The organism is Psychrobacter sp. M4 (assembly GCF_055699795.1).
In genome coordinates this window covers 3,111,517-3,132,798 of record NZ_CM146740.1, presented here as the reverse complement: position 1 = coordinate 3,132,798, position 21,282 = coordinate 3,111,517, and the positions used below count along the sequence as shown (strand labels likewise).

At 42.4% G+C, this 21,282-nt stretch carries 16 protein-coding genes; 9 read left to right on the top strand and 7 right to left on the bottom strand.

The features are described from left to right. Positions 1 to 61: 61 nt before the first annotated feature. Positions 62 to 3,997, bottom strand: coding sequence for an Rne/Rng family ribonuclease (locus tag ACR63N_RS13070; protein WP_472782131.1), 3,936 nt, complete (start codon positions 3,995 to 3,997; stop codon positions 62 to 64). A gap of 1,038 nt (positions 3,998 to 5,035) precedes the next feature. Between ACR63N_RS13070 and ACR63N_RS13065 the strand changes: the two genes are divergently transcribed. Further along, positions 5,036 to 6,055, top strand: a complete 1,020-nt coding sequence (locus tag ACR63N_RS13065; protein WP_472782130.1) for an RluA family pseudouridine synthase — start codon at positions 5,036 to 5,038, stop codon at positions 6,053 to 6,055. 88 nt (positions 6,056 to 6,143) lie between these two features. Here ACR63N_RS13065 and yihA read toward each other — a convergent pair whose 3' ends face one another. Then, positions 6,144 to 6,920 (bottom strand): ribosome biogenesis GTP-binding protein YihA/YsxC, encoded by a 777-nt coding sequence (gene yihA / locus ACR63N_RS13060; RefSeq protein ID WP_472782129.1) that lies wholly within the window; start codon positions 6,918 to 6,920, stop codon positions 6,144 to 6,146. A 338-nt stretch (positions 6,921 to 7,258) separates the two neighbouring features. Between yihA and ACR63N_RS13055 the strand changes: the two genes are divergently transcribed. From ACR63N_RS13055 to ACR63N_RS13040, 4 genes are all read left to right on the top strand, one after another. After that, complete coding sequence (locus tag ACR63N_RS13055; RefSeq protein WP_367104524.1) at positions 7,259 to 7,594, top strand: c-type cytochrome; 336 nt, start codon at positions 7,259 to 7,261, stop codon at positions 7,592 to 7,594. A 382-nt stretch (positions 7,595 to 7,976) separates the two neighbouring features. Then, entirely contained in the window at positions 7,977 to 8,645 is a 669-nt protein-coding gene (locus tag ACR63N_RS13050; protein WP_367104525.1) for a c-type cytochrome, read from the top strand. A 222-nt stretch (positions 8,646 to 8,867) separates the two neighbouring features. Beyond that, complete coding sequence (locus ACR63N_RS13045; RefSeq protein WP_472782128.1) at positions 8,868 to 10,007, top strand: hypothetical protein; 1,140 nt, start codon at positions 8,868 to 8,870, stop codon at positions 10,005 to 10,007. Further along, entirely contained in the window at positions 9,995 to 10,342 is a 348-nt protein-coding gene (locus ACR63N_RS13040; RefSeq protein ID WP_367110425.1) for an RnfH family protein, read from the top strand. The genes ACR63N_RS13045 and ACR63N_RS13040 overlap by 13 nt, the downstream gene beginning before the upstream one ends. A gap of 36 nt (positions 10,343 to 10,378) precedes the next feature. Here the strand turns inward: ACR63N_RS13040 and ACR63N_RS13035 are convergent, their stop codons facing one another. Beyond that, a complete protein-coding gene (locus ACR63N_RS13035; RefSeq protein ID WP_367104528.1) occupies positions 10,379 to 10,813 on the bottom strand; it encodes an outer membrane protein assembly factor BamE in 435 nt (144 codons plus the stop codon). Between the two features lie 354 nt (positions 10,814 to 11,167). On the opposite strand from ACR63N_RS13035, the gene fur reads away from it, so the two are divergent. After that, a complete protein-coding gene (fur, locus tag ACR63N_RS13030; RefSeq protein ID WP_367104529.1) occupies positions 11,168 to 11,602 on the top strand; it encodes a ferric iron uptake transcriptional regulator in 435 nt (144 codons plus the stop codon). A 106-nt stretch (positions 11,603 to 11,708) separates the two neighbouring features. Here the strand turns inward: fur and ACR63N_RS13025 are convergent, their stop codons facing one another. Next, positions 11,709 to 12,830: a PilT/PilU family type 4a pilus ATPase gene (locus ACR63N_RS13025; RefSeq protein ID WP_367104530.1), complete on the bottom strand. Its 1,122-nt coding sequence runs from the start codon at positions 12,828 to 12,830 to the stop codon at positions 11,709 to 11,711. Between the two features lie 83 nt (positions 12,831 to 12,913). Beyond that, on the bottom strand, positions 12,914 to 13,969 hold the full coding sequence (locus ACR63N_RS13020; RefSeq protein WP_367104531.1) for a type IV pilus twitching motility protein PilT: 1,056 nt from the start codon (positions 13,967 to 13,969) through the stop codon (positions 12,914 to 12,916). 392 nt (positions 13,970 to 14,361) lie between these two features. Here ACR63N_RS13020 and ACR63N_RS13015 point away from each other — a divergent pair, with 392 nt between their 5' ends. Then, complete coding sequence (locus ACR63N_RS13015; protein WP_367106519.1) at positions 14,362 to 15,096, top strand: YggS family pyridoxal phosphate-dependent enzyme; 735 nt, start codon at positions 14,362 to 14,364, stop codon at positions 15,094 to 15,096. A 31-nt stretch (positions 15,097 to 15,127) separates the two neighbouring features. Here ACR63N_RS13015 and paeA read toward each other — a convergent pair whose 3' ends face one another. Continuing rightward, positions 15,128 to 16,402: a polyamine export protein PaeA gene (gene paeA, locus ACR63N_RS13010; RefSeq protein ID WP_367106520.1), complete on the bottom strand. Its 1,275-nt coding sequence runs from the start codon at positions 16,400 to 16,402 to the stop codon at positions 15,128 to 15,130. A gap of 163 nt (positions 16,403 to 16,565) precedes the next feature. Then, entirely contained in the window at positions 16,566 to 18,254 is a 1,689-nt protein-coding gene (locus tag ACR63N_RS13005) for an NAD+ synthase (protein WP_472782127.1), read from the bottom strand. A gap of 687 nt (positions 18,255 to 18,941) precedes the next feature. Here ACR63N_RS13005 and ACR63N_RS13000 point away from each other — a divergent pair. Both ACR63N_RS13000 and ACR63N_RS12995 read left to right on the top strand, forming a co-directional pair. Then, a complete protein-coding gene (locus tag ACR63N_RS13000) occupies positions 18,942 to 20,108 on the top strand; it encodes an AI-2E family transporter (RefSeq protein WP_367104534.1) in 1,167 nt (388 codons plus the stop codon). 42 nt (positions 20,109 to 20,150) lie between these two features. After that, on the top strand, positions 20,151 to 21,269 hold the full coding sequence (locus ACR63N_RS12995; protein WP_367108508.1) for a 4-phosphoerythronate dehydrogenase: 1,119 nt from the start codon (positions 20,151 to 20,153) through the stop codon (positions 21,267 to 21,269). Positions 21,270 to 21,282 lie beyond the last annotated feature (13 nt).

Below are 21,282 nucleotides of genomic sequence, written 5' to 3'. Positions count from 1 at the left end.
GAAACATACAAGTCTCGGGGGTTTTTAACATTATACTAATGCTTATTAATAATAAGCGCTATTAGCTTTCACTGTTCGACTCGTCATTATCATTGTCGTTGTTACCATTATTGATATCATTCTCCAGCTTTTCAGCTTGAGTCGGTTTTTTATGCTCAGTCTTGGGCTTACGACTGCGTGCTTTAGGAACCCGCGGCGTAGTCAAATTAAACATGCTGGTCTGTGGTAGCAGCTGCTCTGCCACGTTTTCAATCATGTTTTTATAACTGGCAATAGTCGTTTTTGACTTGCCCGCTTGCATGTCCTCTTTACTAGGCTCAACACTGTCGTTGTCTTCACTACTCTCGTCATCTTTAACAGTACTGTAGGCTTGATCAGCTTCTAGTAAATGCTCGCTCTCAGCACTAACATAACTGGCCTGAGCTTCGTTAGTCAAGGCCGTTGCATCAGTGTCATGAGCTTCGTCATCAAGCTGTGCGTTATCCTCTTGGATATGGACTCCACTAGCATCAGCTTCTGCTGTCTCAAAGGTTTGAGCGGTATCAGTCGCAGGCTCTAATTCCTGTTGTTGCATGACATCCTGATCGGACTGCTCTACTTGCTCACTGGGTAGCGATAACGTAGCGTGCTGTTGTACATCTGACTGATAATCAGGATGTTGACCTCGTGGATCATTGCTTGCTCGTTTGCCAATAGCGCTTGGTACAACCTCTGTTTTGCCTTGAGCTGCTGCAAACTGACTAACCGCTTGGGTCATCTTATCAAAGCGTGCTAGATAATCAGCGTCCAAAGGCTGGTAACCATAGTTGCTAAAGACGAAGTTTTCATCAGTATCATTACCAGAGATAGCGTTATCAGCTACAGCACTATTAGCCTCAACATCAGCACGAGGTTCAAGCTGCTGTGTGTGCGCTTCGATAGCGTCGATAAAGCAGCTGATTATGCCTTTGTTGGCTAGGCGACTTTGGGCGTCTGCCAAGGTTGCATGGATAAAATCTCCAACGCTACCACGGATAGTAGCTGGCGTCTTGGCAGCAGCTTTCTTGTTGCTACTAGCTGCCGATGATAACTGCTGACGACGGACCACACGAGGGTCATTGCTAGCTTGGCCAAACTTTTTAGCCGTCACATAGCGCTTATCAAACAAAGCCTCTTGGGTAAGTACGGCCCCGTTGTCTGTACTGCTATCCGTATCGCTACCATTAGTAGCATCTGGGCTAGTATGAGTATCAATGCTAGCACTAGCCTTATCAGCTTGTAAATTTTCTACTGGAGCACTTTGTTCTATAGGCGCCGTTTCTAACGCTGCTTCTGGCTTTGGCTCTTGAGCCTTGGTTTGAGCTGCAGAGTTCGTAGTCTCTGTTTTAGATGATGTTTGCTTAGATTTGCTGTTATCTAAAGATAAATGCACAACTTCTGGTGTCTTGTACCGAGTAGGTGCTTCATTTACCTGTAGCGTAACCTCATTAGGATCTTGACTGCGCCGAGCATTGTGCTCAGTTTTACCATTAGCAGCATCTGTTGCGGTCTGCTGATTAGCAGCATCATCAGCGGTTAAGGTGTCACCGCGCTCAAGTTTGCCGCGTGAACTACGCTGGCTATGCGGCTTACGCTGAGTACGAGAATGCTCAGCAGCCTTGTCATCTTTAGAATCACCGCCATTACGGCGACTGTCTTGATTGCTATTTTGACGGTTATCCTGATTGTCGTGGCGATTGCGACTATGCTCCTGACTACGCTTATTTTGGCTATTAGACTGAGCCTCGTCACTTGTACTGTCTATGCTGTCATTGTCATGACTTTGATCGCTGTGACTGTCATGACGGGACTCTTTTCTTTGACGCGATTTAGACGATCTTGACTTACGTGATTTACGTTTTCTTTTATCATCGTCGCGGTCTTTTTGGTCATCGTTGTCAGTACCACGTTTTGCTTGCTGGTTATCAGCTTGAGTACTGTTGTTGGTTGTCGATGTTTGCTGGACATTTTGCTTGTGGCTTTCACGAGCTGATGCTGAGCTTTGGGTATTATCCAAAACCGAATGATCAACGTCTCCAAATGTGCCTAAACTCTGAGCGCCAGTATTGACTAGCGCTTCTATGGCCTCAGCAGCATCGCGGCTACTAACACTAGATGCAGTACGTGCTTGCGGCGCTTGGGCAAACAAATTAGATAACCAAGCAACTGCTTGTGGCTGCGCGGCGGTTATGGCTTGATCCGATATGGGATCAGGCTGGTTAGTTTGTACAGAGCGACTGGTCGGCGCGCTGCTAGATGCTGCACGTGTCGATAATACTTGAGCGCTCTCATGAGTGCTATTTTGATCATGATTATCAGAGTTATGACTAGCATTCGGTGCGCTGCTTACACGCTGGTCTGCTTGTTTGTCTTGATTCGTAGTTGTTTTACGCGGTTGGCGTGTTGGCTGCTGCTCTGGACGTTCTTTTTCAGCGGTCTGCCAGTCAACATCATAGCCAAGATCGCTATGCTCTTGCTGCTGAGTATCGGTAATACGCTCATAACTGGTAGGTGCAAAACCATCACGGTTAAAATGCAGCTTGAAGTTAGGCGACTCAAGATGAGCATGTGGCAAGATAGTGATACGCGTACCGCTGTCCTGTTCGAGATAGACTAGACTGTCGCGCTTCTCATTCAATATAAAGGCGGCAATATCAGTAGGAACTTCTGCTTGTACCTCACCTTGACGCTCTTTTAGAGCGATCTGCTCAATTTGGCGCATAATTGATAACGATAGCGAACGCAAGTCGCGAATCATACCGTTACCATGGCAGCGCGGACAGATATAACCGGTAGACTCCTCCAATGACGGACGCAGACGCTGACGGCTCATCTCCATCAAGCCAAACTTTGAGATCTCACCAAACTGCACACGCGCACGGTCGTATTTAGTAGCATCAACTAAGCGTTTTTCAACTTCCTTTTGATGCTTGTTGTCATTCATATCGATAAAGTCGATAACGATCAAACCGCCCATATCACGCAGACGTAGCTGACGTGCAATCTCATCAGCAGCTTCTAAATTGGTATGATAAGCGGTCTCAGCGACATCTGAGCCTTTAGTAGATTTGGCTGAGTTGATATCGATAGACACTAAAGCTTCGGTTTGATCGATGACAATTGAGCCACCAGAGGGTAGGCGTACTTCGCGCTGATAAGCAGTCTCAATCTGCTTCTCGACATTAAAACGAGCAAACATAGGCTCATAATCAGTGTATTTACGCAGCTTGTCTGCCTGTGTTGGCATAACCGCATCAATAAAGCCTGCCGCTTCGATATAAGCGTTTTCGTTATCGATCCAAATCTCGCTAATATCATCACGCAAATAATCGCGAACCGCGCGCGTCACCACGCCTGCTTCTTGATGCACGAGGCGCGGTGAAGGGTATTTTTGGTTTTGTTCTTGAATGGCTTGCCAGATATTGAGCAAGTGGTTGAGATCGTGCTGTAAGTCTTCTTGAGTTTTACCAATACCAGCAGTACGAATAATGACGCTCATGCCTTTAGGTAGATCAAGGTTGCTCAACATGCGTTTCATATCTTCGCGCAGCTTACCGGATATCTGGCGGGAGATACCGCCGCCGCGCGGATTATTGGGCATCAGCACCAAATAGCGACCAGCAAGCGATACATAAGTGGATAGCGCAGCCCCTTTATTGCCGCGCTCTTCTTTTTCGACTTGGACAATCAGCTCATCGCCTTCTTTGATGAGCTTTTTGATGTTCTCATCACGTGGATTACCGCTAAGGTATTCAGCGGATATCTCACGAATAGGTAAAAACCCCTGACGCTGTGAGCCATATTCTACAAACACCGCTTCAAGCGAAGGCTCAACACGGGTGACATGACCTTTATAAATATTGGATTTTTTCTGTTCGCGAGTACGATTTTCTAAGTCGAAATCGTAAAGATGATTGCCCTTACATAGAGCAACACGAATCTCTTCGTTTTGGGTGGCGTTAATTAATATGCGTTTCATACTGATATCCTATGAGTACGCATAACCACGACAAGAGGGTTTTTTATATGAAAGTTGTACTAAAAACTTCGTTGCTAATTGGCTTTATGATAAAAGCACTAACGCTTTATTTAATATCATACTGGCCGCAATCAATATAAAACAACCAAAGCAATTGTGACATTAAGAGTCATAACAAGTGGCGCTAATAAAAGTTAGCGAATATCAGATGTATGCGAGCGTAGTGCTCATATAAAAGACAAACTAAATGGCAGTAATATATAGTATACAACGGCACACTTGTTAATCGCTTACTGCCAAACTAAAATTGTTTTAGTGGCGGATAAGCATTCTAAACTAATTTGGCAAGTAGAATAATACAGGGTGTAAGTCTATATCTTTTTATCTACTGCTGTACTTTTAGTACAGGGTATAAATAGGTATGAGATAATGAATCAGCCTTAACATACTTTGTAAGAGTGTATTTAAGCTTTTACTACTCATGTTTTATTCGCTAAATGGCGAACCTCTTAATATTCGTTCAAATTAATCTAGTCGTTTTATCTATTATTTTTCGTACAACATCTATATATTTTAGTCGTTTACGTTATGAGTGCCACTGCGCTGCAATTCAGCGGGGCGTACTTGGCAAACAGAATAAGTGACTGACGCATCGGCTCAGTTGCATATTTGTCTCGTTTAACCTTTCATCTCTGTTTGACCGCCAGTATTCAGGCAGCTCTAAACTCTTAACCGTAAATCTCTGTTACTCGCTTGACTACGCGATGTCAAAACAATTGCAAAATCGAGTCGTGGTCATGCATTAAATGAGTAATGGCGTGACCTATCGGATGCTACACTAAATGCTTACGTGTATTGCACCCTAAAAATTTGATGAAGCGTACCATTTTAGCATAGTAAATGTTTTACGCCTCATTACTAGTCAGTAAAGATGACGTCAGATATCTAAGGCAATAAGGATTATTGCTGCAATCTATGCTTAGTTGGTGCTCAACATGCTAAACTATAACAAATCTTTGTATAAATACCTAACTAAAAATGACAAATTCTATTAATACCGATCCTATATTCAACAGCAAGACCCGCCCACAAAGCGCTGACGATGAAATTAGTAACTTTGACAAAGTCAATTATTTGGAAGTGACGCGTCATCAGCATGAACAGCGTTTGGATAATTTTTTACTTAATCGTCTAAAAGGTTTACCAAAAGCGCATATCTACAAGATGATTCGCTCAGATGAGGTGCGTGTCAATAATAAGCGCTGTAAAGCGCATGATAGAGTGCACCGTGAAGATGTGGTACGCATTGCCCCTGTTAAACTTGCGACGCGCGAAAAACCTATTATCAGTACCGAATTTGCCAAAAGCTTGCTTGCCCGTGTGGTCTTTGAAGACGACGGACTAATTGTACTTAACAAACCCTCAGGTATTGCCGTACACGGGGGTAGTGGTTTGGACTTTGGCGTGATCGAAGCGATGCGTGAGGTAACTGGTAAAAAATACTTAGAGCTGGTGCACCGTATTGATAAAGACACCTCAGGACTGTTAATGATCTCCAAAAAACGCTCAACGCTCAAAGTATTGCAGCAGCATTTGGTAGATAAAACCATTCAAAAACATTATTTATGCTTAGCAAAAGGGCAACCTGCACTTAATGAGCAGCGTATTGATGCGCCGTTGCTGCGCTTTACTCTAGCAAGCGGCGAGCGCCGTGTTAAAGTCGAAGCCAGCGCTGCACAAAATCAGGATCCGCAAGCTAAAGAAAGCCAGACTGATATCGTGGTACATAGTCGTTTCATGCTGGCAAATCTACCAGTGAGCCTGATTGAAGCAAAACCATTAACCGGACGCACGCATCAAATTCGTGTACATCTGGCGCATATCGGTCATCCTATACTAGGTGATGAAAAATATAACCCGCAGGATAAATCAGGGGTTCATCGTTTGTGTTTACATGCGTGGCGCTTGGATATTCCTGATTACGAGGTGATTACAGCACCACTACCAGAGGATATGGCTGCTTTATTACCTACGTCAACTGAGCTACCAAAAGTATAAGTGTCTATCCAGCAGCAAGGAAAAACAGAATAAAAGAGGGATTTATGGCTATTGGCATAAATCCTTTTTATTTGAGGTCGTTAAGTATTCAAATGTCAATGTCACTTTTATCAGTATCAGTATCAGTATCAGTATCAGTATCAGTATCAGTATCAGTATCAGTATCAGTATCAGTTTGAGCTTTTTCTTCTAAAGCTCCTTTGCCATTAAGTTTATACTGATACCAGTCTCCCATTACCCCTGCCAGCTCATCAATACCTTCTTTTTTAAGTGCTGAAAATAGCTGAATCGTACAAGGTAGCTCTAATTTTTTAAGGGCCTGACGGGTATTCAGCAAAGCATTCTTGGCGGCACCATATTTGAGTTTATCTGCTTTGGTCAACAAAATATGAACAGGCAGCTCGCCGTCTTTGGCCCAATGCAGCATTTGCTCATCAAAGAACTTTAGCGGATGACGAATATCGGTAAGTAACACTAAACCTGCAAGGCTTGAGCGTGACACCAGGTATTCTTCTAGCTCTACCTGCCACTCTTTTTTCATCTCAAGCGGCACCGCCGCATAACCGTAACCTGGTAAATCAACCAATCTGGTATCGGTATCTCCAATACTAAAAAAGTTGATCATCTGCGTGCGTCCAGGGGTTTTTGATGATCGTGCTAGCTGGCGCTGATTGGTAAGCGCGTTAATCGCTGAGGATTTACCAGCGTTTGAGCGCCCAGCAAAAGCTACTTCCAAACCCTCGTCAGGCGGACATAGCCGAAAGGTAGGTGCTGATAGCATAAACTCAGTTTGTTGTATACGCTGACGGACTTTAGTATTAAATGCTGCATGATTCGCAGCCTTGTCTTTAGTAGGGGTGTTCATAAATCACTCATTGACCATAACGAAACGTAGTTTAAATCAAAAACAAAAAAGCTAATAGCAAATCAGCACTAAAAATATAATAAAGCGCTACCGGCTAGGTTGCAGCAGTAACTACCTCTACTTGTTGAAATACAGGCTATTAGCATTATATAGATAACAGCATAACATTAATTTGAATGACGACTTAATAAAAGTCCTAAAGCCTTTTTTTCATGCTTGCTTTTCTGCGTTTATTTTAACAATACTAAACGTAATTCGACTATCTTAGTCTGACATATAAAGTTACAATATTAGCATAATAGGCCTATTCGTAGTCTACTAACCAAAGGAGATGTCTTATGCGCTTTATAACTATAAATTCTGCCAAAATAGGTCAAGCTTTGGGTAGCAGCGTAGCAGCACTTATACTAAGTATCGCTATGACCAATGGCGCTATAGCTGCTGATACCGCCACGCTTTATGATAACTCCTGTGCCGCTTGTCATGATAGTGGCGCTTTAGGAGCGCTCAAAAAGGGCGATAGCGCCGCTTGGCAACAACTGATAAAGCAAAAAGGTATGCCAGCTCTAGTTAAGTCTGTCAAAGGTGGATTATTGCAAATGCCAGCAGGTGGCTTGTGTGACAGCTGCAGTGATGACGATTATCGTAAACTTATTGATTATATGAGTAAATAGCTCATTGAGTAATAAATCATCTAAGTAAGTAATAAACTATTTAAGTAATATAGTATAAATTTTTAAAAACCTACTATTCAATGTTTTTATACGGCTATAAAACTTTAGGTGCTGCGATTAAGTAGGCAAATTTTGCAAAGTCTTGCTATAATAATTACAAATAAACCCTGATGTTAGCCAATACGTTTAGGCAGATTTTGGTTAAGACTCTAAAATACCCAAATCATCTTTTAAACAGCAAGTAGTCCTAACAAGTATTGTGTTAACCTTGTTAGCATAGCCGCTTTGAATTATAATCAATAACTTATAATTATCCAATCATAGCTACTTAGTTATAGCCACCCTAAACAACGTTTACGTCGAGTTAGTAGGATTTCTATCAATGAAAAAGTTAATCGCTGCCGCCAGCTTATGTGTTGCAAGTTTCAGCGTACAAGCTGCTATTATTGTCCCTGAGCATGACGTCAATGCTGGTAAACAAATCGCTGAAGCAGTGTGCGCTGCTTGTCACGGGGTTGATGGTGTAAGCCCTATCCCCTCCCAGCCTAACCTTGGCGGTCAAAACGTAAAGTATTTGTATAAGCAATTGGTCAACTTCAAGTCTGGACTGCGCAAAAACGGTATTATGCAGTCGCAAGTGGCCAATTTATCTCAGCAAGATATGGCCGATGTAGCAGGTTACTATGCCAGCCAAGCACCTTGGAGTGTAGCGCTTGCCAACCCTGCAACTAAAGAAGAGGCGAGCAAGCTTTTCTTAGGCGGCAACAAGTCGCGCGGCGTTATTGGCTGCGCTGGTTGTCATAGCCCAACTGGTGCTGGTAATGACTGGGCAGCATTTCCACGCTTAGGTGGCCAACATGCTGAATATATTGCCACTCAGCTCAAAATGTTCCGTGCTGCTGGCCGTGAAGATGACGTCGATAGTGCTGACCAGATGCGCTACAACGACGCGGAAAAAGAAGGCGAAAAAGGCATGATGCAGACAGTAGCTTCTAGATTGTCAGATCGTGATATTCGTATTCTATCAGACTATCTGAGCGCCGTTCACTAAACAAGTATGGCCAACGTATGTTGTACTGGTATATAAAGTAGTAAAGTATTTGTTGTTTTAGTACTATAGCTTTTAGATCATAATATGTTATTAAACCCCGTTCTCGGGGTTTTTTTATAACTGTAAGTCCTCTATATTATAAAAAACCATACAGTAGCCTGTCATCGCTCTGTATACTCACCTGTTGTCATTATTTAATTGATTGTTTGGATTGAAATTACTATGGTACGCTTCGCTTCTTATTTTATGGCAGCGCTATTGCCACTCTTGTTGTTTCGCTGGTTTGCTCCTGCAGCGATTGGTGAAATAGACTTTTGGTTACTATGGTTATTAGCTATGGTGGTAGTGTCTTTACCTGTCGTTTATGCCGAGATCGCGCTGGCTTATCGTAGTGTTGATGCACCTTTAGCAGGTATGCAAAAGCTGACTCGTGAAGCAGACGCCAGTCCGCTATGGCGCAGCTTTGGTTGGCTTGCAGCTCTAGTGGCGATTATCATTGCAGCCCTTGTGATATCAGGAGCCAGCAGTGGTATGTTGTCAGCATTGTCTGAGCTTAATAGTGCGCCTGACTTACCTATCTTTGCTATTGCTGGTGGTCTAATGGTTATCACGGTACTGCTAAGCTTACTTGGGGTAGCTCCATTGCCCATAGGTTTAGGTCTTATGGTCGCAGGCTTAGTTATGGGCATAATCAATGGTTTGCCGCATATCAACTTTGCCATGACTGGTATTAGCTTGGGGGAGTGGGGGCGAGCAGTTGCTCTAGCATTGGTCAGCGTTGGTGCTGGTACGGGTCTTTATTGGTTCGGTCAGCATCTACTTAATAGACAAACTACGAGCGCAGTAGAGGTGAGTAAGCAATACGCATCAGGTATGCAGCGCTCAGTCTCGTCTCATACGTATCGCGCTAGCAAATTGGTGCTACCTATATGGGCACTACAGCTAGTGGTTGGCGTTGTAGCTCTATTTATTAGTGGTCTAACCCTGCCACCTATCGGACAGTTATTGTACTGGTTGGGCGTGCTGTTTGTAGCCAGTTATTTATTGCACTATAGCGCCCAACAACTGGCGTACAAGTTTGGCCTTGTAGTCAGCTTAGTCATAACGTTGGCACTTGGTTTATTCTTGGTAATAGCAATACCGACGACTTGGCTAGTAGGACTGCTCGTTATCATTAGTAGTATAGCCGTACTACTACTATCCATATTTGCAGGCTGGCGTATGAAAATAAGTCATTTACGCAAATCATTGAACTTTGGTAGCGAAGCCTTATATAACTTATGGCGCGTAGCTATTCGTCTGCTTGTACCATTGGCGCTAGTTTTAGCTCTGATAGGTTGGGTGCTGCAATGGTCGAGCTAGGCGCAATATCTGCGTCCAAGCAAGCTTCTATTACTGTGTACTTAGCTTATGCAGAAGAGGCGCAGTGTCAACACTATATGACACTGCAAGTTGCTGATGGTACAACTTTATACGAGGCGCTAGCGCAAGCCGGCTGGCTCACGCAGTTTCCTAAGCTAGCAGAGTGGTGCAAGCAGGTAGTAGATATTACTAGGCCTACAGCCAAACTTTGGCACGTCGGCATCTATGCACAAAAACAGCCGCTTAGCTACCGTTTGCAAGCACTTGATCGTGTTGAGATCTATAGAAGTCTTAGCGCTGATCCTATGTCTCAGCGCAAAAACAAAAGTAAATAACCTTTCTTGTTTAAGTGTTAAATTTATAGGTTATTGTTACTCTACAGGTAGCGTCTCCATTCCTTCTATACGATTAACCAAACCATTGGCATCAAAATAAACAATTAGATGTTGGCTTGCGTCTTTAACATCAGCGATACCTTTACGAGTACCCTCTGTACCCGCTTGATAATCATAAACGTAGTCCCAGCGATTAGGCTCTAACGTGTCTTTGATAGCTGGACTGCCCAGTATATACAATACTTGGTTTTTATTCATACCCACCTGTAGCTTTTGGGCTTGGTCCTGAGTAATTGGCGTGCCCTGCGGTAAGTCGATCTTATAAACGCTAAATAATGAGCAGCCCGATAGCGCAACAGACGCGCCTAGAACTGCTGTCATCATAAGGTTGCGCAGACTATCCGTGTAGCTGGTCGATTGAAGTTTAGATGGAAGATAATTCAATAGCTTTATCATGGTAAGATGGCTCACAAAAATGGGTTAAGCGCGGCTAAAGGCAACTGCCTAGGTTATAGCGGTAGGTCCTGCCGGCAATCTTGGACAAATGATACGTTATTTACTTGCAATTGCCTACCACTTACGACATTATTTATCAAACACTACTTAATACTGTTTATCATTTATAGTGTAGATTTATAGGCTTGCAGTAATATTGCTAAATAACCATAAGCAGTAGCTATTGGTGTGCAATACCACTTTATTATTTTAAACAGACAGCTGTTTTAGATCGATAGCGGCTAGTTATTTACAGTAATTATAAGCTATATTTTTATAGGTTATCTTTAAGTTTTATTTGCAAAGACTTTAACAGTCAAAAGGAATATTATGGCTACTTTTACCAATCAAGATCTGCGTAAAGCAGGACTAAAAGTAACACTGCCGCGTATAAAGATTTTGGAGCTGCTTGAACGAGCGGAGCTTCATCATATGAGTGCAGAAGAGGTATATAAAGCACTGATAGAGCAAGGCGAAGATGTCGGATTGGCAACAGTATATCGGGTGCTGACCCAATTTGAACAAGCGGGTATCGTTGAGCGGCACAATTTTGAAAACAACTTATCCGTATTTGAGATTACTCAAGACGAACATCATGACCATCTAGTGTGTGATGTTTGCGGTAAAATTATTGAGTTCCATAATGAGACGATCGAAGAGGAGCAGCTAAAAGTTGCCGCAGAGCACGGTTTCAAGCTATCTGGACATTCGCTAGTACTATACGGTATTTGTGACAATCAAGAGTGTAAAGATAGTGTTAGATAAAATCAGATAATTCTCAAGAATAGAATGAAAAACAGCTCCCGTAATGAGAGCTGTTTTTTTAGTCTAAAAGTTTTACTTTTATCAACTATGAGGTGCAAAAATTTTACTAGCCTACATTTAGAGACAAGCTACTGGTACTCTCTTCAATATTTTGATTACCGTTTTTACTGTTTAGCTTAATCTTTAAGCGTAAGTCGTTTGGTGAATCGGCATGTTTAATAGCATCTTGGTAAGTAATCTCACCGTTTTCGTGCAAGTCAAACAAGGCTTGATCAAAGGTTTGCATACCGCTATCACGTGAGCGCGTCATAACTTCTTTAATCTCATTGATCTCACCCTTACGGATATAATCACTGATAAGTTGAGAATTTAACAAGACTTCGATAGCGGCGCGGTAGCCTTTACCATCTGGGGTTGGGATAAGCTGCTGAGCAATAATAGCTTGCAAGTTAAGCGATAAATCCATAAATAGCTGATTGTGACGATCGGCTTCAAAAAAATGAATAATACGGTCAATGGCTTGGTTAGCGTTATTGGCATGTAAGGTTGCAAAGACTAGATGTCCAGTTTCAGCGTATTGAATGGCGTAGTCCATCACTTCGCGATTACGAATCTCACCAATCAAGATAACGTCAGGGGCTTGGCGCAGCGTATTTTTTAGACCCGCTTCAAAAGATAAAGTATCGACACCGACCTCACGCTGAGTGATAATGCAGCCTTTGTGCTGATGTACAAATTCAATCGGATCTTCAATGGTAATGATATGGCCGTGCGAGTTTTGGTTACGATGACCGATCATGGAGGCAAGCGTGGTTGATTTACCAGTACCGGTTGCGCCTACTAGGAGGATGATGCCGCGCTTTTTCATCGCCAGCTCTTTTAAGGAGGGCGGCAAGCGCAGCTCTTCAACCGTTGGAATCTTGTTTTCAATTTTTCGTAGCACCATGCCTGCCATATCGCGCTGCATAAAAGCGCTAACACGAAAACGTGCCAGTTGCGACTTGTCAGCGATAGCAAACTGACACTCATTAGTGTCTTCAAACTCTTTTTGCTGATTATAAGTCATAAGACTTTTGACCAAATGCAGCGTCTGCTCACCCGTTAACGGCGCTTGGCCTACTGGACAAATAGTACCGTTGATCTTCATAGAAGGCGGCACGTCAGCAGTGATAAATAGGTCAGAGCCGTTTTTTTTAATCATCAGTTGTAATAATTTATCGAAGTCCATGATATATCCAAATTAAAAGTAAGTGATAAAAATAAAGTAAAAATTTTGTCCAACATAAACAAGTGAAATATTGATGCTATATTTTATATAAATGCTTCAGGCTGCTTGGCATAAGGCCTAGCAATTTCTTTACTAATAGTCCCTTTCGTCACTAAATTTTTGAGCGTTTGGTCAAGGGTGATCATACCGTCACCAGCGCCAGTCTGGATAGCGGAGTACATCTGGGCAATTTTGTTCTCGCGTATTAAGTTGCGAATAGCGGGCGTACCCAGCATAATTTCATGAGCTGCTACGCGTCCGCCGGTTTGTCTGCGCAGTAGCGTTTGTGATATGACCGCTTGTAGCGATTCAGATAACATAGCGCGAATCATGTCTTTTTCGGCGGCAGGAAAGACATCAATCACGCGGTCAATCGTTTTAGCCGCTGAGCTGGTATGCAGAGTGCCAAATACTAAGTGCCCGGTTTCAGCAGCGGTTAATGCCAGACGTATGGTTTCAAGATCACGCAGCTCACCGACCAAGATAACATCTGGATCTTCACGTAGTGCTGAGCGCAGTGCGGGCTCAAACCCCAGAGTATCACGATGCACTTCACGCTGATTGATCAAGCTTTTTTTGGATTCGTGCACAAATTCGATAGGATCCTCAATGGTTAAAATGTGCTCTTTACGCGTATCGTTGATATAATCAATCATGGCAGCAAGGGTGGTTGATTTACCAGAGCCAGTAGGTCCGGTTACTAACACCACGCCGCGTTTAAAATCTGAGACGCGTTTAAATACGTCGCCCATTCCCAAGTCCTCTAAAGTTAGAACCTCTGATGGAATAGTACGAAATACTGCGCCAGCACCGCGGTTTTGATTAAAGGCGTTTACCCGAAAACGCGCCAAATTTGGAATCTCAAAAGAAAAATCCGTTTCATAGAACTCTTCGAAGTCAGCACGTTGTTTGTCATTCATGATATCGTAGATCAGCTGATGCACAGCCTGATGAGTCATCGCTGGCATATTAATCCGCGTCATCTCACCATCCACGCGAATGACCGCTGGCATGCCAGCAGAAAGATGTAAGTCCGAAGCCTTATGCTTGACTGTAAATCGCAGGAGATCTTCAATACTTAAAGTGCTTTTTTCAGCCATGTCCGAATATTCCTATCAATCGATATCGGTAAAATAATCTTGCAATAATACTGTTTGTAACAGTAGAGTTTAGAGCTTTTTACTAACATACTAGTTTAAAGTTAGTAGACAAAATACCATTGTAAATATAAATACTAGAACTCTGTTTTTACATACTTTGCTATTTTTAGCATTATAAGTTAACTAAAGTAACAATATAATAACAATAATACCTAATTATAATCATAAACGAAACAGATTAAATGTAAAAACAGACGACTAGCGGTTCATTTTTTATGAATCTCATACTTAAGTAATTTGTGTATACCCTGATCTATATAGAAGAATGGACACTTTTCCACTACTAGTGTCTTTAATATAAAAGTTTTATTCATCGAAGTAGCGAGTGTAATATGGATAAGAGCAGTTTGATAACCAATTGGCAGCAGGTTAGTCGACAAGTAATAGAAGCTTGTAGACAAACGGTATCTCAGGACAAGGACTCTCAAAAAGTAGTCCCTTCAAAAGTGACCCTACTTGCTGTCTCAAAAACTAAGCCTATAGAGATGATTGTAGCTTTAGCCGAGCAAGGTCAGCGAGATTTTGGCGAGAATTATTTACAAGAAGCCATTGAGAAGATTACTGCTATGCAAGAGCTGTCTGAGAACGATAGTTCCAAGAGTAATAGTATCGTTTGGCACTATATTGGACATATTCAGCGCAACAAGACCCGTGATATCGCTGAGCATTTTGACTGGGTACAAACGCTTGAGCGCGATATCATTGCTAAGCGCTTAAATGACCAACGACCAGATGAGTTGCCGCCGCTTAACGTTTTGGTTCAGATCAATATAGATGATGAAGAGAGCAAATCAGGTTGTCAGCCCAAAGAGTTACCGAGTTTGATTGAAGCTATTAAAGGCTATGAGCGTTTGCGCCTGCGTGGTTTGATGATTATTCCTGCCAAAGCCAACACCGATGCCTTTGCACGTACTCAGCAGTTATTTAATGAGGTTAAGCAGGCGCATCCAGAGCTTACCCACTGGGATACATTGAGTATGGGGATGAGTGATGATATGGAAGCTGCTATTGCTAGCGGCTCAACCATGGTGCGTGTTGGTACAGCGATATTTGGTACACGCGATTAATCAAGTAAAAGTGGAAGCATGAAACAATGACTCAATCAATTCCTGCAACTTTGGTGACCAGCAGCTGGTTTATTTTCAAATTATTGGTGCCGAGTATCTCAAAACGATAACTGGCGTATTCTATAGTATCTGTCTTTTTGGGAATTTTGCGCAGCATGTACATCATAAACCCGCTTATAGTCTCATAGTTTTGGCTGTAAGGCAGATCGACAATATCAAGCGCGCGAATAACATCCTCAATCGGCGTCATACCATCTATCAGCCAAGAGTTATCAGTACGTTGAACAATGAGCTGCTCCTCTAAAGTGACCAGCTCACCCATCACAATACTCATAACATCTTTTAGAGTAATAACGCCGACGACTAGGGCATACTCATTAACAATAACCGCAAAATCAGCACCGTTTGATTTAAAAGTCTCTAGCACTTCAAACAGTGACAAGGTATCTGGAATAAAAAGAGCAGGGGTCAATAAAGTATTATCAGTTAAGCATATTTGCTGCTTCTCAAGTACTGCTGCCAAAAAGGTACGCGATTCAACGTAACCAACGATTTTCTCTAAATCATCATCACGACATATCAAAAATTTATTGTGCGGCTGGGCAATCATGACCGCAACTATCTGTTCAGTAGTGGCTTTGATATCAAAATAAACGATATGTTCACGCGGGTTCATGACCGAGGTAACGGTACGCTCTTGCATCTCAAATATATTTTCTATTAAGTGATGTTCGTGCTTTTTGAGGACACCTGCTTCAGCGCCAGCATCCATCACTGCGTAAATATCTTCTGGAGTCATATCATCTTGACGTATTGTCGATATACCTATTGATTTAAAAATTAAGTTTGCTGCCCCATCAAACACCCAAATCAGCGGTCTTAGTATAAAAATTAAAAAGATCATAGGTCTAACCAGACGGACCGCGATACGCTCCGAGTCTGACATAGCAAGGCGTCTTGGCATCAAATCGGCAAACAGTATAAATAAGCTAGTGACTAGGACGAAGGATACGATGGAGGCCAGCGCCTCATGATTAAGTAAAAGCTCCAAATAAGCGCTAATTGCTGATTCGCCGACCGCCCCCGCTAAAATAGCGACGGCATTGAGCACCACTTGGACGACGGTAATAAAGCTACCAGGCTTTTCCTGCATCTTTAGGACATCCAGCGCGCGGACGTCACCCTCTTTGGCCATTACTTGTAGTTTGATTTTACGGGCTGAGGCAATAGCCAGCTCAGAGCTAGAAACTAGTGCAGCAAGCACGATTAATAAGAAAATAAATACACTAGCACTTAGCAAGCTCATGAAATACTCAAATAAGAACAGATAGAATGGGTTTGTTGAAATTTTTAGTAAAAAGCGTTCTATGTATAATAGGTATAAATAGTTATGTATACACATTAAAAAAGCTGGGCAAGCACCCAGCTAATAATAAATATAATAGTTTTTATTAGTGCATCATAAAAGTCTAGCCTTGTACAGACCATTTATTCACTAATGGGTAGCGGCGCTCACGGCCAAAAGCTTTGTGACTAATCTTAGTGCCGATTGGGGCCTGTAAGCGCTTGTATTCGCTGTTGTCTACCATCTTAATGATCTTGGTAACCATGTCAGCATCGAAGCCTTTATCTATGATCTCTTGATAGCCCATATCTTCATCAATATAGGCTGCCAAAATATCATCTAATATCTCATAATCTGGTAGGCTATCTTGGTCTTTTTGATCAGGACGTAGCTCGGCTGATGGCGGACGCGTAATGACGCGCTCAGGAATAACTGGCGTATCCTCTAAACGGTTACGGTAATTGGCCAAATTATAAACTTGTGATTTATAGACATCTTTTAAGACATCAAAACCTCCCGCCATATCGCCATATAACGTTGAGTAGCCTACTGCCAGCTCAGACTTGTTGCCGGTAGTGATAACCAGATGACCAAATTTATTGGATAGCGCCATCAAAATAACGCCGCGTGCACGCGCTTGAATGTTCTCTTCGGTCGTATCCGCAGGCGACTGATTAAATAATGGCGCAAGGGTGTGGCGAATGCCTTCTACCGCATCAAAGATTGGGCAGACCGTATAAGAGACATTTAGGCGACGAGCCTGCGCTTGTGCGTCTTCCAGACTAATCTTTGAGGTGTACTCATAAGGCATCATAACCGCATAGACTTTATCTGCGCCCAAAGCATCAACGGCAATACACAAGGTCAAGGCTGAATCGATACCGCCCGATAAACCAACGATTACTCCACTAAAGCCTGAATGATAAACATAATCACGCAGTCCTACGACCAGCGCTTGGTACATCTCCGACTCACGGCTCAAAGACAACGGCGCTTTGGTTTGAGTATCAAAGGTAGCCGTTTTGGTATCCAAAGTTGCTAGCAGCAACTGATCTACAAAGCGTGACGCTTCATGAGCAATGCTACCATCCGCTTGTACCGCGATAGAACCGCCATCGAATACCAAGTCATCTTGACCACCGACTGCGTTGATATAAAGAATAGGCAGTTTGTGCTCGCTGCTACGCTCGGTTAACATGGCTTTACGGGTATCTTGTTTATCGACTTCAAACGGTGATGCATTTAAGCTTACGACTATATCTGCACCTTGCTGTTTAAGATCTGCAATCGGTGTTTTTTCCCATAAATCTTCACAAATAAGCAGGCCAATAGTAATCCCTTTATAATCAAATAAAACTTGATTACGACCTTTGTCGAAGTAGCGGCGCTCATCGAACACTCCATAGTTTGGCAAAATTTGCTTGTGATAAAAGCCTTTTTGGTGACCATTGTGCAAAATAGCAGCGGAATTAAAGGTGCCATGATGGTCAACGTGAGGGTAGCCGACGATCATGACTATATCGTCGATATCACTCAACGATGACAAGGCGTTTTTAACACGCCCAGACAAACTAGGTCTTAGTAATAAGTCCTGCGGCGGATAGCCAAGCAAGCCAAGCTCTGGAAAAATGATAATATCAGCACCTTGATCGCGTGCTTGCAAGGCAAGCTTACGCATTTTTTCAGCATTAGCAGTGATATCACCTACTAAAAAATGGGACTGTGCTAAGGCAAAAGTAACGGTATTGGGCGACATCGTCTTACTGGCAGTATGGTCTGTTGTTGAATTAGAAGTATCAGTGTCTTTTGACATTATTGTTGTTCCTATAAATATAGCAATTAAAATTTGGTGAATTATTATTGATCCAAATAAGGTATCAAAAAGCTAAGATTTCAAAAAGCTATGGTTTCAAAAACTAAAGTTTTAAGGATTATGATTTTTACGACTATTTATACAAGAGGCTACTTGAAAAATTTATGTAGCATTTCTCAAAATCAAAATAATAGCTTTAGTATAACATCAATTTTGTAGGCTACGAGAACGTAGCAAGGATTTAGCCTGCAGATGACTGCTTAGTTAGAGAAAATCTACAGAACTAAGATTGTAAATATTTCATCAAATATAGGAACTAATGACTTGATTATAAACAGCAAAAACGCTAGTAAAAAATAAAACATATTGTTACCTATTCAGTGTTTCTTATTGCATAATAGACGTCAGTAGGTAAATTAAGTTACAGCTCGCTATTAACAAATTATTTGTTGTTACATCTAACTGGTAGTCCTGCTAATAAGCTATAGTCTCAGTTGTAAGAGCAGTTGCAGACTTTAGTTGTAAAAAGACTTAAATGTACTGAACTTATGAAATACTATCCTCGTATATGGATATAGTTTATGGATATAGTTTATAAATACTGTCCATAAGCTGACGCCTGCACACTTATATATTTTGCAGTAGAAACCTATTGAATTTTTGCTGTCAGTTGTTGGTCTACAAGTTATGATTGAAAATTGGACGAAAGAAGTCGTTATCCAGCGTCTGCTTGCTATTACGCTATTGGTTATGTTATTTATCTTGTGCTTTCAGGTAGTGCAGTTTTTTATTGTGCCTGCATTATGGGCAGCAATTCTAGCTTATGTTACTTTTCCGATTTATAACTTTTTTTATAAAAAAGTCAAACTTAGTCCAAATGTCAGCGCTGGCATTATGACCGTAAGTATCTCTTTGATTATCGGCGTACCGTTAGTAGTAGGGGTGTTTATTCTGCAACAAGAAGCTCTTAGCCTATATAGCAACTTAATCTATCGGGTCAAAGTAGGTTATCTTGATGTACCAGATGCGCTCAAAGAGTTGCCTGTTATTGGGCAACAAGTCAAAGATGCGCTATGGCGTATCAACAAAAATCCTGAGGGCGCACTTGAAGCGTTTCGAGCATGGATTCAGTCGCATCTATATTATGGCAAAATGGCACTTGATGTGGTGCTAAGCAGCTTAGCGAAGCTTGGTATGGCGCTAATGACTCTGTTTTTCTTTTACCGCGATGGTATTAGTTTGGTGCGTCAAATTCGTCAGGCTCTGCGTAATATCATTGGCAATCGTATCGATGGCTATATCGATTCTGTAGGGATGACGACACGAGCAGTGGTATATGGTATTGGTTTAACAGCGCTGGCACAGGCATTACTTGCTGGTATTGGTTATTATTTCGCCAATGCTCCAAGCCCTATTTTGCTAACTATTATTACCTTTATCATTGCTTTAATCCCATTTGGTACGCCTTTTGTTTGGGGCGCAGTATCGATCTGGTTACTCAGCCAAGGACATACGGTAGAAGGTATTGGTCTGGCCTTATGGGGTATATTTGTTATTAGCTGGGTAGATAACTTGATTCGTCCTATCGTTATCAGCGGTGCCACCAAAATACCTTTTATCATTATATTTATTGGTGTATTGGGCGGGCTAACTGCTTTTGGCTTCGTAGGTTTGTTTATCGGCCCGGTGGTGCTAGCAATCGCTCTTGCTGTCTGGCGCGAATGGATATCTCAGCATAAAAACGAGATTTTTGAGCCTAAAGAGGCAGCACTGATAGACAATCAGATGTTGTTAAACTTTGATGATCAAGCTTTTCATGATCAAAGCAAAGGTAAAAAAAAGAAGCTTTTCTAAACCTATCTTTTTAATATAAACAATAAATAGAGACGCTCGTTTATGCCTAGTAAAATAACCATCATCGCTGATAGTAATATCGCCGGTCTTAATGACTTCTTTAATAGTAAGACGCTTGGTCAAGAGGCGTACCAAACTGTAAATATCATTAGCGCTAATGGGCGCGACATCACGTCAAAACTACTGGCTGAGGTGCAGCCTGAGGTATTGTTGATACGCTCAGTGACGCCCGTAAACGCGCAACTATTGGATGGCAATACTAGTGTCAAGTTTGTCGGCTCAGCAACCATTGGGACTGACCATGTGGATCAAGATTATTTAGCGCTGCGGCAAATTGGTTTTGCAAACGCCGTCGGCAGTAGTAAGCATTCAGTAGCGCAATATGTTTTAACGTCTATTTTGACCCTACGAGCAGAGTATTGGCGTCAAGCACCGACCCTAGGTATTATCGGACTTGGCAATATTGGAAGCACTCTTGCACAGTATGCCTATGATTTAGGCTGGCGAGTGCTTGGTTATGATCCGTTACTACCGCTCTCAGCATTGAATAACGCAAGCTTTGAGATGGTGTTAAGCCAAAGTGATGTTATCAGCTTACACGTACCGCTGACCGATGCAAAAAGCTCTGATAATCCTCACCCTAATGCCAGCGACTATCCGACACGGCATCTGATTGATGAAAAGGCGTTGAGTCTAATGCCAGCGGCCACGCTACTTATTAACACTGCGCGCGGGCCTGTGATTGATAATACTGCTCTAGAAGCTGATATTGAACAAAACGGCCGACAAGCAGTGCTCGATGTCTTTGAGAGTGAGCCACAAGTCCCCGAGCCGCTACTCTCAAAGCTGGCTTTAGCCACCCCGCATATTGCCGGTTATACCTTAGAAGGCAAGCTGCGCGGTACACAAATGATCTATGATGAGTTGTGTGAGTGGTTAAAGGTAACACCTTTACAGTCGATGCAGCAGCTTATGCCCATAAACATGTATCTGTGGTCTGAGCTAAAAGCACATCCTGATAGGTTAGCTACATTTTATGACATTAAGCAAGACGACGAAGCGCTGCGGGCAAAAGTAGGTAGGGGACAGGTTAGTGGCGCAGACTTTGATCAGCTACGCCGCGATTATCATTTGCGCCGTGAATGGCAATTTGGACAATAGAGCATACTAATGA

Coding starts and splice junctions, on each gene's coding strand:
- ACR63N_RS13070 (WP_472782131.1), bottom strand. CDS start 3,997: ATGAAACGCATATTAATTAACGCCACCCAAAACGAAGAGATTCGTGTT.
- ACR63N_RS13065 (WP_472782130.1), top strand. CDS start 5,036: ATGACAAATTCTATTAATACCGATCCTATATTCAACAGCAAGACCCGC.
- yihA (WP_472782129.1), bottom strand. CDS start 6,920: ATGAACACCCCTACTAAAGACAAGGCTGCGAATCATGCAGCATTTAAT.
- ACR63N_RS13055 (WP_367104524.1), top strand. CDS start 7,259: ATGCGCTTTATAACTATAAATTCTGCCAAAATAGGTCAAGCTTTGGGT.
- ACR63N_RS13050 (WP_367104525.1), top strand. CDS start 7,977: ATGAAAAAGTTAATCGCTGCCGCCAGCTTATGTGTTGCAAGTTTCAGC.
- ACR63N_RS13045 (WP_472782128.1), top strand. CDS start 8,868: ATGGTACGCTTCGCTTCTTATTTTATGGCAGCGCTATTGCCACTCTTG.
- ACR63N_RS13040 (WP_367110425.1), top strand. CDS start 9,995: ATGGTCGAGCTAGGCGCAATATCTGCGTCCAAGCAAGCTTCTATTACT.
- fur (WP_367104529.1), top strand. CDS start 11,168: ATGGCTACTTTTACCAATCAAGATCTGCGTAAAGCAGGACTAAAAGTA.
- ACR63N_RS13025 (WP_367104530.1), bottom strand. CDS start 12,830: ATGGACTTCGATAAATTATTACAACTGATGATTAAAAAAAACGGCTCT.
- ACR63N_RS13020 (WP_367104531.1), bottom strand. CDS start 13,969: ATGGCTGAAAAAAGCACTTTAAGTATTGAAGATCTCCTGCGATTTACA.
- ACR63N_RS13015 (WP_367106519.1), top strand. CDS start 14,362: ATGGATAAGAGCAGTTTGATAACCAATTGGCAGCAGGTTAGTCGACAA.
- paeA (WP_367106520.1), bottom strand. CDS start 16,402: ATGAGCTTGCTAAGTGCTAGTGTATTTATTTTCTTATTAATCGTGCTT.
- ACR63N_RS13005 (WP_472782127.1), bottom strand. CDS start 18,254: ATGTCAAAAGACACTGATACTTCTAATTCAACAACAGACCATACTGCC.
- ACR63N_RS13000 (WP_367104534.1), top strand. CDS start 18,942: ATGATTGAAAATTGGACGAAAGAAGTCGTTATCCAGCGTCTGCTTGCT.
- ACR63N_RS12995 (WP_367108508.1), top strand. CDS start 20,151: ATGCCTAGTAAAATAACCATCATCGCTGATAGTAATATCGCCGGTCTT.